The organism is Bacteroidota bacterium (assembly GCA_016713925.1).
GTDB lineage: Bacteria > Bacteroidota > Bacteroidia > AKYH767-A > OLB10 > JAJTFW01.
The window spans coordinates 1,060,149-1,074,410 of sequence record JADJOH010000008.1 but is presented as its reverse complement, the minus strand read 5'-3'; the positions used below and the strand labels follow the sequence as shown (position 1 = coordinate 1,074,410).

At 41.3% G+C, this 14,262-nt stretch carries 15 protein-coding genes; 8 read left to right on the top strand and 7 right to left on the bottom strand.

Translation table 11 applies throughout. The features are described 5' to 3' along the window. Positions 1-269 precede the first annotated feature (269 nt). The 7 genes from IPJ86_18360 to nhaA all read left to right on the top strand — a co-directional run bounded on the left by IPJ86_18360 (position 270) and on the right by nhaA (position 7,294). On the top strand, positions 270-497 hold the full coding sequence (locus IPJ86_18360) for a hypothetical protein (protein MBK7889183.1): 228 nt from the start codon (positions 270-272) through the stop codon (positions 495-497). A 69-nt stretch (positions 498-566) separates the two neighbouring features. Then, positions 567-950, top strand: a complete 384-nt coding sequence (locus tag IPJ86_18355) for a hypothetical protein (protein ID MBK7889182.1) — start codon at positions 567-569, stop codon at positions 948-950. 270 nt (positions 951-1,220) lie between these two features. Further along, the gene (locus IPJ86_18350; GenBank protein MBK7889181.1) at positions 1,221-2,045 is read left to right on the top strand and encodes a KilA-N domain-containing protein; all 825 of its coding nucleotides are present in this window, start codon (positions 1,221-1,223) and stop codon (positions 2,043-2,045) included. A gap of 212 nt (positions 2,046-2,257) precedes the next feature. Beyond that, complete coding sequence (locus IPJ86_18345; protein ID MBK7889180.1) at positions 2,258-3,097, top strand: helix-turn-helix domain-containing protein; 840 nt, start codon at positions 2,258-2,260, stop codon at positions 3,095-3,097. A 63-nt stretch (positions 3,098-3,160) separates the two neighbouring features. Beyond that, the gene (locus IPJ86_18340) at positions 3,161-4,426 is read left to right on the top strand and encodes a T9SS type A sorting domain-containing protein (protein MBK7889179.1); all 1,266 of its coding nucleotides are present in this window, start codon (positions 3,161-3,163) and stop codon (positions 4,424-4,426) included. Positions 4,427-5,043: 617 nt separating this feature from the next. After that, positions 5,044-6,162: a cation:proton antiporter gene (locus IPJ86_18335; GenBank protein MBK7889178.1), complete on the top strand. Its 1,119-nt coding sequence runs from the start codon at positions 5,044-5,046 to the stop codon at positions 6,160-6,162. After that, a complete protein-coding gene (gene nhaA / locus IPJ86_18330) occupies positions 6,140-7,294 on the top strand; it encodes a Na+/H+ antiporter NhaA (GenBank protein ID MBK7889177.1) in 1,155 nt (384 codons plus the stop codon). The genes IPJ86_18335 and nhaA overlap by 23 nt, the downstream gene beginning before the upstream one ends. 132 nt (positions 7,295-7,426) lie before the next feature. Here nhaA and IPJ86_18325 read toward each other — a convergent pair whose 3' ends face one another. Genes IPJ86_18325 through IPJ86_18315 form a run of 3 tightly spaced genes read right to left on the bottom strand, consistent with a single transcriptional unit; the run spans position 7,427 to position 9,362 of the window. Continuing rightward, on the bottom strand, positions 7,427-8,128 hold the full coding sequence (locus IPJ86_18325; protein ID MBK7889176.1) for a response regulator transcription factor: 702 nt from the start codon (positions 8,126-8,128) through the stop codon (positions 7,427-7,429). Further along, positions 8,112-9,188, bottom strand: coding sequence for a HAMP domain-containing histidine kinase (locus tag IPJ86_18320; protein ID MBK7889175.1), 1,077 nt, complete (start codon positions 9,186-9,188; stop codon positions 8,112-8,114). Before IPJ86_18320 ends, IPJ86_18325 begins: the two co-directional genes overlap by 17 nt. A gap of 6 nt (positions 9,189-9,194) precedes the next feature. Beyond that, positions 9,195-9,362 carry a hypothetical protein gene (locus tag IPJ86_18315; protein ID MBK7889174.1) on the bottom strand — a complete coding sequence of 56 codons (168 nt, stop codon included), beginning with the start codon at positions 9,360-9,362 and terminating at the stop codon, positions 9,195-9,197. 190 nt (positions 9,363-9,552) lie between these two features. Here IPJ86_18315 and IPJ86_18310 point away from each other — a divergent pair, with 190 nt between their 5' ends. Further along, the gene (locus tag IPJ86_18310) at positions 9,553-10,803 is read left to right on the top strand and encodes a hypothetical protein (GenBank protein ID MBK7889173.1); all 1,251 of its coding nucleotides are present in this window, start codon (positions 9,553-9,555) and stop codon (positions 10,801-10,803) included. Positions 10,804-10,854: 51 nt separating this feature from the next. Here IPJ86_18310 and IPJ86_18305 read toward each other — a convergent pair whose 3' ends face one another. The 4 genes from IPJ86_18305 to pdxA all read right to left on the bottom strand — a co-directional run bounded on the left by IPJ86_18305 (position 10,855) and on the right by pdxA (position 14,181). Next, positions 10,855-11,211, bottom strand: coding sequence for a hypothetical protein (locus IPJ86_18305; GenBank protein ID MBK7889172.1), 357 nt, complete (start codon positions 11,209-11,211; stop codon positions 10,855-10,857). A gap of 49 nt (positions 11,212-11,260) precedes the next feature. Then, positions 11,261-11,770 (bottom strand): CvpA family protein, encoded by a 510-nt coding sequence (locus IPJ86_18300; protein ID MBK7889171.1) that lies wholly within the window; start codon positions 11,768-11,770, stop codon positions 11,261-11,263. 67 nt (positions 11,771-11,837) lie between these two features. Next, a complete protein-coding gene (locus IPJ86_18295) occupies positions 11,838-13,043 on the bottom strand; it encodes a phosphoglycerate kinase (GenBank protein MBK7889170.1) in 1,206 nt (401 codons plus the stop codon). Between the two features lie 76 nt (positions 13,044-13,119). After that, on the bottom strand, positions 13,120-14,181 hold the full coding sequence (pdxA, locus tag IPJ86_18290; protein ID MBK7889169.1) for a 4-hydroxythreonine-4-phosphate dehydrogenase PdxA: 1,062 nt from the start codon (positions 14,179-14,181) through the stop codon (positions 13,120-13,122). Between the last annotated feature and the right edge of the window lie 81 nt (positions 14,182-14,262).

Here is a 14,262-nt window from a genome sequence, read left to right as displayed (position 1 = left end):
ACCATGGCAAAAGACCAATCCATGTGAAGCAAACACTACGTCTAAGAAATTAGTTGGACTGCAGATAAAACTTACAGTCAGATGACAAAACAGACCAATACCTATACTTCCAAGTTAGTTGAAAACAACATAAAAACATAAAAGTAAATACGACGATTCAAAGGCAAGAAATATCACCGCTGGTAAAAAGTCTTTTCGGGATTATGAAGTTTTGCAATCCTATTAAATTTTACTAAATTTGTAACTGATACATTTAAATTATAACAACAGTGGCTATTCAAAAACGATTTATCTCTAAATTAAAAGAGACTAAAGACAAATCACTGCTTGAAAACATTTATAAGCTTTTAAATCTATCTGGAGAAGCGGATAAAGTATTAAAATTAAGTACCAGCCAAAAAGCTTCTGTTCGTAAAGGGCTTAAAGATCTTGAAGAAGGTAGAACAATTTCTCATTCAAAAGCTAAAAAAGGAATTGCTAAATGGCTTTCAAAATAATTTGGAAGACCTAATCGAATCCTAAAAACAATAAAGATTCCCAAACCTCAAAACTCACCCTCTCCTAACATGATAAGAAACCTATTTATTGTTACAGTATTTATCTTTTTGCCCAACGCTGTGAATAGTCAGGATATATTGGATCTGGAGAAAAATAAGGAAGCGGAACTATTTGTTATGAAAAAAGGATATGATGTTCAGGAGCGATTAAAGGAAATAAGTGCAATAGTGGGGAAAGAAGTAACCGTTTATAGTATTTCAGGAAAGAAAAATACTATTAAAAACACCTATACCGGAATAGCGGAAATGGCACATTATACTGATATCACCGATAAAAGTAAAGCAAAGCTCATTACTGTAAAGGTTACGAGCAATAACGGAACAATGAACGCTTATTTCCCACTAACGTACGATCCGAATACTAGAATTTATCTTACAGAAAAAATGAAATGAATTTATCCGGTTTTTCAAACGCCTGTTAAGACGATATGAAGAATAAAAGTACAAATTTGGGGAGTTAGAATTATAACTAATGGCCAAAAGCTTTATTTACACTAAAAATATAATTCGCATTATTTATTATTGGGAGTGATTTATTAAACTATAACCTCAAAAGCAGAAGAAGTAAGAAATTAAACATCAACCAAGTTGGGTTAAATTCTTGCATAGACCTCAATAATTAAAGGTTAATTAGGTTTTATTTATCATAGATAAAAATGAAACATGACTAAAAGTAAAATTATCAACGTCCAAGGGAGGGAAATTGCTCTGATTTCCGATAAACTCAATGACTATATTTCACTCACAGACATGGCACGTTACCGCGATGCAGAGAGAAGTGACTATATCTTGCAAAACTGGTTAAGAACTAGAAGCACCATTGAGTTTTGCGGGCTTTGGGAACAATTCAACAACCCAAATTTTAATTCCATCGAATTCGATGGAATTAGAAATCAAGCAGGTTTAAACAGCTTTTCGCTTACACCTAAGCGATGGATTGAATCTACAAACGCAACCGGGATCATATCAAAATCCGGGCGATATGGTGGTACTTTTGCTCATAGAGATATTGCCTTTGAATTTGCTACATGGATAAGCGCGGAATTTAAATTTTACTTCATCAAAGAATTTCAACGATTAAAAGCAGATGAGAATGATCGCCTGAAATTAGAATGGAACTTGCAACGCACTTTGGCAAAAGTGAATTACACCCTTCATACCGATGCTATCAAGGAAAAGCTTATTCCTGCGACGCTTTCTAAGGACAAAATAAACTTTGTGTACGCTGATGAAGCCGATCTTTTGAATGTCGCATTATTTGGCATCACAGCAAAACAATGGAGGGAAGCCAATACTTCTGCAAAAGGGAATATCAGAGACGAAGCCACATTGGAACAATTGGTTGTACTTTCAAATATGGAAAGCATCAATGCAGTATTAATACATCAAAATTTACCACAAAGCGAAAGAATAAAACAGTTAAATTCTATTGCCATTACACAAATGAAATCTTTGTTAGGAAGCAAATCCATTAAAAAACTGAAATGAATTGAGAAAATACTTTTTCACAGCAATTAACCCTGAATCATTATCACTTTATTCTAATTATAAACGCCCATGAAATTATCAGGAAAAACAAAACTACAAATCGAACTAATTTAAATTCATAAATTTGCTTCACCAAACACCCCTCCTCCCTCCCCCAAATCTCGTCCAGATGAGATGAGATTCCGCCCCTCCTCCCCTCCTCCCCTCCTCACATGATCCCCATCCACGACCTTGAAGAACACGAGAAAAAGGAAATAAGAATGATTGAGCTGGATAAACAGTTGAAGAATGATGCTGTTGAACCCCACCGTCATCATTATTATGAGTGCTTTGTGTTCTTGAAGGGTGGCGGGACACATACTGTCGATTTTGTGGAGTTTCCGATTGTTGCGCATTCGATTCATATTGTTACGCCCGGACAAGTCCATAAAGTAAAACGGAAAATAAACTCGACAGGCTTCGTATTTCTTTTTGATTTATTGCATTTCGATCAGGATAAACGCATCGAGCAATTATTATTTGATCATACCTGTTTTGATGTGAATGAATTTTCGCCGGGTTATCATTTTGATATCGGTTTTGGAGAGGAATTGAAATACATCTCCACCAAAGCCTGGAAGGAATTTAATTCCAAAGGTCCTTTGAAAAATCAAATTGTGTTGAATCAACTGACTTTGCTCCTGCTCTATTGTCTGCGGTTGCGGGGGAACACCTCTACAGAAGAGCGTGGAAAACATGCCGGACTCTATTCGGCGTTCAGGAGGTTGATGCATAATGAGTATAAAAACCTCAAGAAGGTCAAGGACTATGCCGCCACTTTAAATGTTACGGAGAAATACCTGAATGATGAGGTGATGCAGAAATGCGGGGAGACGGTGAGTGCAGTCATTAACCGGCATATCATTCTTGAAGCAAAGCGGTTGTTGAACACCGGGGTGTCGGCCAAGGAAGTAGGCTATGAACTGAACTTCACGGATCCTGCTCATTTCAGTAAGTTCTTCAAAGCACAAACCGGACTTTCTCCCAGTGAATTTAAAAATATACAAGAATAAGTCGCAATTGTACATGGTCGCTGCCGGAGCTATGGGTTAGCTTTGTAAAATATAATTCCACTTATGAAAAACATCCTACAAGGCCTCACCATCGCATTTGCTTTCCTGACTGTTTCAACACATGCGCAACTCTGGACTCCAATCACCAGCGGCACCACCCGCAACTTAAACACCATTCACTTTCCTTCTTCTTCTGTCGGATATATTGGTGGTGATGATAGTTTGCTTTTAAAAACCACCGACGGGGGACTTACCTGGAATCCGGTGAATTATTCGGGTATCACCTTCGTTGGAACAGATGATGATATTTTAAATCTACAATTCCTTTCTGACTCCATTGGCTATCTTACCGCAGGACCTTACTCCGGTTCGTACAAAACAGTAGATGGAGGATTGAACTGGACGTTGAATACACTTGCAGGAAATAATTGTTACAATCAAGGACTATTCTTCTTTGACCCGGACAATGGTTTCATAGGTGGATCGGGATGTTTTCAGGGAGAACTTATTTCGCGGCTATCGGGTGGAGTATGGAGTCCGGCTACGATGAACAGTTCCACCTTGGATGCACAAAACATGATCGTGGATATTGATTTCTTCGATGCACAACTCGGTTTAGCTGCCAGTAAAAGCGGACTCATTTTCCGAACTACTGACGGAGGATTAAACTGGGATAGTATTCCCTCTCATCCTAATATGAATCCCGTAACATCTGTATTACTGATCAATGATACTTTGGCATATGCCGGTTATAAAGCGTTAAGTTTAGGATTTGGCTTGTACATTTCCACCGACGGAGGCTTAACATGGGCTGAAGATCTCAATTCCGCTACTTTTTTCTATCCTGACTTTCTCACCTTACACCAAAGCGGAAGTGGAGAGATTTTTACAGGTGGATATTCACAGGGATCACAAACCGGATTGATTTTCAGGAGTCCGGGCGATATCACTACCTGGAATTACGATGCAGTAGATCAGCAAATCAACGATATCTCCTCCTACAATGACTCTACTGTTTTTGCAGTGGGTGATAGCGGATACATTGCGGTAAATAAAATATTAACCGGTCTTCCATTTATTGAACCCAATTCAACTGCATTGAAAGTGGAGATTTTTCCAAATCCTGCCCATCAATACATACATTTGCAACTACCGGAGGGGTTTGATTCGAAAGGGGCGATGGTAAGCATTCACTCCATGGGGGGACAATTAATATCCAGTACTGCCTTTAACACAAGTATTGATATCAGCACGCTTTCTTCCGGCGAATATGTAATCGAAGTCAGCCGAAAAAATAAAATTGCTTTCGGAAAATTAATAGTTGATTAGATTTTATACGGGATTGAAGATGCATGGATGAGAAGTATTCATTGCTAAAGGGAATATCGAAATCCTGAAACCTGTTTTGGCTTGCACTACTACAAGGCAGACATTTCAAATACAGTTTCTGTCAAATTAACAGACTTAGTTGTGTATTACGAGCTGACCCATTTTCTGAAAAGAGGGAAACATCATTCTATTTGATCAAAACCTGCATTTTTTGAGATTAACCGGCGACAACTTCTATGCATAATTAGGCTAATCTACTTCTAATTGGATAAACGGTTTTTTTTGACTACTTTTGAATTCACAAGTATCAATACCACATTGCTCTCCCATTTCAAAATTCCTTTTGAGGACTCAATCATCTCATTAGCTGAGCAGAAATGCGAGTTGGACAATTGAAATATATGATAGCAGGAATTTAATTTACATTAAAAGTAAACTGAATGGCTTAAACTAAACCCAATAACATTCCACTATGCAGACACCGGTAATTATTATCATCATCGGATTATTTATTTTCTGGGGGCACTACTTAAACGGAGTGTTTGAACGCAAGAGTATTCCTGATGTCCTGGGTTTGATGTTTATAGGAATTTTAATTGGTCCGGTACTAAAACTGATTGACCCTGCATCGTTTGGGAAAATTTGGATCCTTATTCAGCAATCTCGTTCTTATTTTCATTTTATTTGAAAGTGGTACTGACCTGAAAATTGCGGAAGTCAAAGCCTCTTTTAAAGAATCTGCGGGCATCACCACTGTAGGTTTCTTTACTACCTGGATCACCACCTTTCTTTTATGCAAAGGTATTTTTGACTTACCTACTCTCACCTGTCTTTTTATTGGATCGGCGCTTGGAGGAACATCCTCCGCGGTAGTGGTAGGTTTAGTGAAAAAAATTCCGGTGCTGCCCAAAACGTCCACTACGCTCATCATTGAATCGGCAGAAACCGATGTTTTTACCTTGGCTATCCCTATCAGCATTTTAGGATTGATGATCACCGGACAAATGGAAGCTCATCTCGTCGTTTCACAATTTGTTTCTTCACTGGTAATGGCTCTGCTTATTGGAATTCTAGGAGCCTTTACCTGGTCCTTTATCATCAATAAAATTCCAACGCTCAAAACGACAAAATTCGCCACTCCAGCCTTTTTATTTATACTTTACGGCTTAACAGAATACCTGAGCTTTAGTGGTCCTTTAACAGCTCTTTCATTTGGGATTGCGATTGGTAACCTTCAATACTTTGAACCCCGACTTCTGGAAAATTTCATTCCCAATCACAGTATTGTTCTGCCACAGGATGAAAAAGATTTCTTCAGCGAACTGGTATTTTTTCTTCGCACCTTCTTCTTCGTTTTCATCGGACTAAGTATCCAGATTAACCGTCTGGACTGGCTACTTTGGGGAGCCGGAATAACGCTGGTCTTATTTGTTATTCGAATCTTCGCTGTAAAATTGGTGATTGGGAAGAACTCACCCTTACTTGACAAAGCAACGATCTCTATTATGATTCCAAAAGGGTTGGGTGCTGCAGTTATTGCAACATTACCCTTACAACAAAATCATGCCGATGGATTAATCATACAGTCCATTTGCTTCTCAGTAATTCTTTTTAGCACCGTTTATTGCGTAATCCTTTTCACCCTATTAAAACGCGGAATTACAATGCCGGTATATGCCTTATTGTTTGGTCGTGACAAAATGATCTCTCCTGATGAATCAATCCCCGCTAAGTAAACTCTTCTCTGAATTCTTTGAAAGTGAAAAATCGGGTGGCATACTACTCATTTGCTGCACGGCCATTTCGCTTTTATTGGCCAACTCTGCTTTTCAGGAAAGTTATTTAGAATTCTGGAATTATGAATTCAATGATCATACAATAGCACATTGGATCAATGATGGATGGATGGCGATATTTTTTCTATTGATAGGTTTGGAGCTGGAGCGGGAAATATATCAAGGAGAACTTTCCAGTTTAAAAAATGCCTCCCTGCCCCTATTCTCCGCTTTAGGTGGAATGCTTGTTCCTGCGGGATTATTTCTTCTCTTCAACTTCGGAACCTCTACACAAGCAGGAGCGGGTATCCCCATGGCTACTGATATAGCATTTGCGATCGGAATACTTTCATTACTTGGAAACCGCGTACCTGTTTCACTAAAAATTTTACTAACTGCCTTAGCCGTCATTGATGACCTGGGTGCAATTATAGTGATCGCACTGTTTTATACGAGTACCATTGTTTATATGAATCTGATTATTGCACTGGTCATCTTCGGATTACTGCTTCTTTTTAACCGTCTGAAAATATATTACCTTCTCCCTTACCTCATCGGTGGTGTCGCGATGTGGTACTTCATGCTGCATTCCGGTGTTCATGCCACCATCACCGGTGTGCTGTTGGCATTTGCTTTACCCTTCGGTGACGGTGGAGAAAAATCACCATCTTATATTCTTCAGCACTGGCTTCATAAGCCGGTTGCATTTATTATTCTGCCGGTATTTGCCCTTGCCAATACTTGTATCACTATTCCGGAAGGATGGCAGGATGGGTTGACGCAAGTGAATAGTCTTGGAATTTTTACCGGACTGATTGTAGGAAAGCCGATCGGAATATTTCTCTTTGGATTCATTGCCTGCTCGCTGGGACTATGTGTTTTGCCTGAGGACCTGAATTGGAAAAAAGTAATCGGTGTTGGCCTCTTAGCAGGTATTGGATTTACCATGTCCATTTTTATTACACTCCTTGCTTTCACTGATTCCGGAATGATCACGCAGTCAAAAATCGCTATTCTTATTGCATCATTGGTGGCGGGAACCCTGGGGTATATATGGCTTTCCGTTACACTTCCGAAGGAAAATAAAAGATAAATAAAGAATGCAGTAACCTATCCAGCCTTTCGCTCATCAGTATCATCCCAATTGGAATAAGAATTTTAGTTATACACGCTTACAACTAATACTTCCCCAAAATTTCCATTTTTCTTTCCCACTTACAGACCATCATTCAGCGGACTTCACATTAAACACAAATCCGACACCAAATACATTTTCTATACTGATTTCCCCATCCTCTTTCAGGTATTTACGTATTTTGGTAATAAAGACATCTAAGCTGCGACCGAGAAAATAATCGTTCTCGCCCCATAGCGCGGTCAGTAATTCCTCCCGTTTGATCACCTTGTTTCGATGGGATTGCATATAGTGCAGAATTTCACTTTCCTTCTCAGTAATGCGGCGAGAATGTTCCTCCAGGATGAGCAGTTGATTGTTGAAATCAAATTTATATTTTCCAATGGCTACTACCGGAGGAGTACTGCTTGCATTCAGATCGGGAGCATGACGAAGAAATGCTTTTATCTTCCATAAGAGTTCTTCCTCGTCAAAAGGTTTGGTAATATAATCGTCTGCTCCTGTTTCATAACCTTTCAACTTATCTTCCTTCAATGATTTCGCCGTAATAAATATAACCGGAATCTTTTTGTCCTTGCTTCTGATGGCGCGTGCCAATGAGAATCCATCCAGGCGGGGCATCATCACATCCAGCAAGCAAAGATCAAAGGCATTTTGATTCAATGCTACCAATGCAGCTTCTCCATCACGGTAGAGGCTTACTACAAATCCTTCTGACTGCAGATAGTCTGAAAGCAGATTTCCCAGATGATGATCATCTTCAGCAAGAAGTATTTTATTGCGCATGGTCATGAAGTGGAATTCTAATTGTAAAGGTAGTTCCTTGTCCTGGTTCACTCTGCAAAATTATCTCACCATTATGCAATTCGATCACTTTACGGACATAAGCCAGACCCAATCCAAACCCTTTGACATTGTGAATATCACCTGTTGGTACCCGGAAGTAGTGATAAAAAACTTCCTTTACATACATTTTATCAATTCCAATTCCTTTATCCGCCAGCACCAGCACGATAGATGAATCTTCGTTCATGGTCTTCACATCAATCTCCGGAGCACCCTTCGAATATTTAATGGCATTGTCGATTAAATTACCAATGGCATTGCTGAGTTGCATGGCATCGGCATACACCAATGATGACTGAGCATTCAACGCTGTACGAATCACCCCTTGCTTGCTTTCTACCTGCAACGCAAAACGTTTCACAGTATCCAACAGGAGGTGATGCAGGTCAACGACTTCCAAATCCGGCTTCAGCTCTCCCCTTTCCAATGCCGACATACTCAACACCTGTTCTACCTGACGGTTGAGGCGGTCATTCTCCTCGAGTATCACATTGACATAGTGCTCTAATTTATCCGATGGAGCACCGGCTGCATCCTTCATGAGCAACTTTCCCGCTAATGCGATATTGGTAATTGGCGTCTTGAATTCATGCGTCATCGTATTCATCAATGCCGTGGTCTGAGTGGAAATGAATTGTTCCATGAATAATTTCCTGACTGTAAGGATGAATAAAATCAAGACGATGGCGACCAGTACAATAGACAAGGCCAACGGCAGGAGGAGTTCATTCGCCAAAAATCCATCTTTATGAGGTGTATTCAATTGTAACCGCCAGGAATGTGTGGTGGCATGCTCCTCCATACTCTGGTTATAACATGCCTGCCCATCTGCTTCCGTCTTCCCAAAACCAATCGCTGTTTGAACAGTGGTGGAAGCAGGATGAAGGATATCAAATGAAAAATCTACATTAAAATTATAGTACTTCATAAATTGCCGGAACAGCGAATCAATATACAGTCGGTCTTCCTTACTTTCCATTCCGCTTTCCAAAGCTCTATTCAGCACACTATCTCAGGCTACTGCTTCTGTAGTACGGGCAAGCACAATAGCAGCCTTCTCATTAAATAAATTCTCCTTCATTCCTGCCATCTCCCTCATCCAGTTGATTTGAATCAGCAGTACCGACAGCAGAGCGATGGAAGAAATACCAATAAAGAATCGCGAATTATTTTTCTTCATGTGAAGCATCAAAATTAACGCTTTTCTCAGCAATTTTTAAACGATAACAAGTCGTTAACAAGGCAATAACTACTGACTAACATTTATTCTACGAATGTAGACTTACATTTGTAAAATAGAAATCCACACCGGTCCAATTGATGAGGTGACCTGAAATAAAAACAGCATTAAATCATTAAATACATCTCTTATGAAACAACTCTGCACAATACTGCTCCTTGTACCCTTGATCATCTCCTGCACAGGAGGTCCGGCTGCCATTCATACACCACGCGAAGAAGGATGCCCCTTTAATGTAACAGCACTTTACGCACCGACACCGGCTAAATCAGGCAGCTTTCTCCATGCACCAAAAGAAGATACAGCCTTAAATACGGGTGCCTATATCCGGAATTTGCTGATAGATAAAAAAGGGAATCTATGGTTTACGACGCATTCCAATGGATTTGGAGTATTTGATGGCCGCAAGCAATACCTCTTTGAAAACAAAGCGGGAATAGCGGGGAATGTGATCAGAGATATTGTTGAGGATAAGTCAGGAAACATCTGGCTGGCGACTAACGGTGGCCTATACCGTTATAATGCACAAGCGCCCCTCCATCTGCCGGAAAGTTATACCAACTACACCACTAATGATGGAAGAATCAGCAATCAGGTATGGTGTCTGACTCTCGACACCTCCGACAACCTGTGGATAGGTACTGAAACCGGAGTTTGCAAATTTGACGGAAAGGTATTCACCGCACTCTCCTTACCCCAAAGACCACATGCGAATCTCACCAACGCCTATCCTGCACCTGATATGATCACTTCGCTATACATTGATAACCACGCCGCACTTTGGATTGGGACCAATGGCGGAAGTGCGTACCGTTATACTACCACTGCGGGTGCAAGTGATTGTCTTCAAAATTCCTGCAACCACGATTTGAACCAATCCGACGATTTTCGCTCTCATCAGTCATCCATTGCTCCCTTTTTCACACACTATTCCGAAGCCACCGGTCTTTGTAATAACTTCATACAATCGATCACAGGAGATCAGGAGGGACATATCTGGTTCGGAAGTCGATTTGGTGGTGCCGGCAGATTCGATGGTAAATCCTTTACTACGTTCAATACTTCCAATGGTCTCACCAATAATTTTATCTGGACGGTGAAAGAAGATTCACGCGGCAATCTCTGGTTTGCTTCTGCAGGAGGCGGAGTGTCAAAATTCGATGGTAAATCGTTTACTGTTTTCACTCTGCAGGATGGACTGGCGAGCGACTATATTCAATCTGTTGTTGAAGACAAGGAAGGGAATATTTGGTTTGGAACAAGTACCGGTATCACCCGCTATGATGGAAATAGCAGTGCACCTTCAGGCAGCCCTGACATCAAGGACAAGGAAAATAAAAAGCATCTCAAATCTTTTCCGGGGTTAAGGAATGGTTGCTAATGGAAGAAACAAGGATGAACGTTCATTTAAAATACAAAAAAGCACTCCTCATTAAAACAAGCCCTGCTCTCTGAAATAATCAATCACCGCCTGCTTGAGTAAATAATCCTGTTCGCCCAAAGTCATGGGAGGCATTTTCTGATCGAGTTTCCAATGCGGCCAGCCTTCTTCGTCGAGACCTTCGAGGGTATAATAGCCGAACTGACTCAAAAGTTTACAGGTGGCGATGTGCATCAAATCCTGTTTCTCGTGCTTGGCATATTCCCGCGGACCTTGCCCCAATTCCTGTACACCAATGAGAAAAATGATGCCTTGTAAATCAAGGTCATTGTCAAACTGCGTATTGAGCTGATCAACGAGTTCGAGCCAGTCGGATTTTAATTCTTCAATATTTCGGAGGTGGAGCATACTATTGGGAACACGGATTACACTGATAGAACGGATTTTCGCAGATGAATTAGTTCACATGTTTCGAGAACTCCTGCTGTACATCTTTCAATGCAGGGAAGAGATATTGCGACACGGAGATGACCGGTTGATACAGATACGATTCAGATTTCGTTTTGGCAGAGAGTAATCCCAACTGCGCATCCACGGGGCGGAATACCGATAAGACTACACTAACAACCAATGCGAACTTCAGCATCCCGAAGAAGGCACCGGCGATTTTATTAAAGACATTCAGGTTACCGATTTTAAGAATTCCCTCCATGAATTTCGCGAGCAGGATCATGATGAGCACCACAGCGATGAAGACAATGAAGAAGGTGAGGTATTGCAATGTACTTCCTTGTGCATCGAGCATTTTACTCACAGCACCTTCAAATAAACTGCTGACCTTAAATGCTAAATAAAGTCCGAGCACCACGCCGATCAGCATCGCAATCTCGAAAACGATTCCGCGCTGGTAACCTTTGTATGCTCCCCAAACAAGTGGTACGGCAAGAATGAAATCTAAGTAGTTCATAAATTTAATCGGCGAAAATCAGCGAAATCCGCTAAATCCGCGTTCCATTATTGTTAGGTTTGAACGATTACGAGTTTGCTTCATTCACCATTTTCACTCCCGGCAGTTCTTTACCTTCAATATACTCCAACAGCGCTCCTCCACCCGTGGACACATAGGATACCTTATCTGCCATTTTGAACTGGTTTATCGCCGCTGCTGAATCTCCCCCGCCTATGAGCGAGAAGGCTCCATTCGCCGTAGCGGCTACAATCGCTTCGGCTACCGTTTTTGTTCCGCTTTCAAAGGCCGGCATCTCAAACACGCCCATCGGACCGTTCCACAAAATCGTTTTACTGCCTTTAATTACTTCCGCGAAAGCTGCAGCCGATACCGGACCAATATCTAATCCCAACCATCCGGCTTCAATTTTTCGTATATCCGTAACGTTAGTCTTTGCATCCTTATCGAACTTATCGCCATTGACGGAATCCACCGGTAAGTGAATCTTTACGCCTTTGGCAGTTGCCTTTTGCAGAATATCCAGTGCCAGATCCAGTTTATCGCTTTCACAAAGTGAATTGCCAATCTCACCACCCTGTGCTTTAATAAAAGTATAAGCCATTCCACCACCAATGATGAGATGATCCACCTTGTTCATGAGTTGTTCGATGATCAGAATTTTATCACTCACTTTCGCACCACCCATGATGGCGGTAAAAGGTTTTTCGGCATGGCTGAGCACCTTTTCCGCGTTCTTTAATTCTCCGGCCATCACATATCCAAAGAGGCTGTTATGCTTAAAGAACTGAGCGATGACGGCAGTACTGGCATGTGCCCGATGAGCTGTTCCGAAGGCATCGTTCACATAGACATCACCGTAAGTAGCTAATTTCTTTGCAAACTCCATATCGCCCTTTTCTTCCTGTTTATAAAAACGAAGATTCTCCAGCAGTAGTACTTCACCCGGCTGCAGGTCTTTGGAAAGATCGGTTGCTGATGCACCCATACAATCGTCAGCGAATTTCACTTTGCGGTCGAGCAATTTTTCGAGCGTGTTGATGGTATGCTTCAAGGAGTATTTCTCCGCCGGACCTTCCTTAGGCCGACCGAGATGAGACATTAAAATGACGCTGCCACCATCTTTCAGAATTTTCTGAATAGTTGGAATAGCCGCTTTGATGCGGGAGGCATCCGTTACCTCAAATGCACTGTTGAGCGGAACATTAAAATCTACACGAATCAGCGCCCGTTTACCGGAGAAATTATAATCATCAATTGTCTTGAAGGACATAGTTTTAATTTTTTGCAAAAATATTAATTCATACGGTTGTAGTAACTGCTCATCCAAATATTCTATGGATGGAATTCTACCTTTCCCCGGTCAATTTCGAGAAGGCCAGCGGTTTGGCATTCGCAGCATCGTAATCGGCTCGACGGTTGAAAATATCCACGGCCAGATAAATGGCTTCCCGAAGAGAAGCTTCACTGGCGATGCCTTTACCGGCGATATCATAGGCTGTTCCATGGTCAGGAGAAGTTCGGACGATAGGAAGTCCGGCGGTAAAATTCACCCCGCTCTCGAATGCCAGTGTTTTAAACGGGATCAAACCCTGATCATGATACATGGCCAGCACAGCATCAAACTGTGTATGTTGCCCGGAACCAAAAAAGCCATCGCTCGGATAAGGCCCAAAGGCAAGAATACCATTCTGATAAGCTTCTTTCACCGCTGCACCTACAATTTCCTGATCTTCATTTCCAATCACACCCTGATCACCGGCATGAGGATTTAAGGCCAGCAATGCGATCCTTGGCTTTCTGATACCAAAATCGCGTTTCAATGATTTCACCATGATATTCAGTTTATGCAGGATGCGCTCCTTCGTGATCATGGATGAAATTTTTGAAACCGGAATATGCCCGGTCACCAGTGCAACACGCAGGGATCCGGAAACCAAAAACATCAGGTAATCATTCGTGTTGAAGGCTTTCGCCAGAAATTCTGTATGTCCGGTAAATCCTCCTTCGGGAGCGATGGTATGTTTGTCGATAGGCGCTGTCACCAGGGCGTCAATAAATCCGCTGGCGAGATCACTGGTAGCAGCCTGTAAAGCTTTCAGGGCATAAGGACCGGTTAACGTCGACGCCTTACCGATCTCCAGCTTCAGTTCTTCTTCCCAGCAATTAATGAGATTCACTTTCCTGGGAATTATTTCCTGAATGCTGCGTATGGTATTGTAGTTAAACTCCTGAAGGTTTAATGTCTTGCGGTGTAAGGAAATCACTTTACTGCTGCCATAGATGACAGGAGTACAGACCTGTGTCATGCGGGTATCCGATAGCGCTTTGATTATAACTTCCGGCGCAATGCCATTTACATCACCAATGCTGATGCCTATTTTAACTCTTCCTTCCTGTTCTATGCTCATATTTTACTTCAATTAATTAGGGTAATCCACAAATAAAAACTTTAATTATATGATACAAATACTTCTTCAATGAAATTTCTG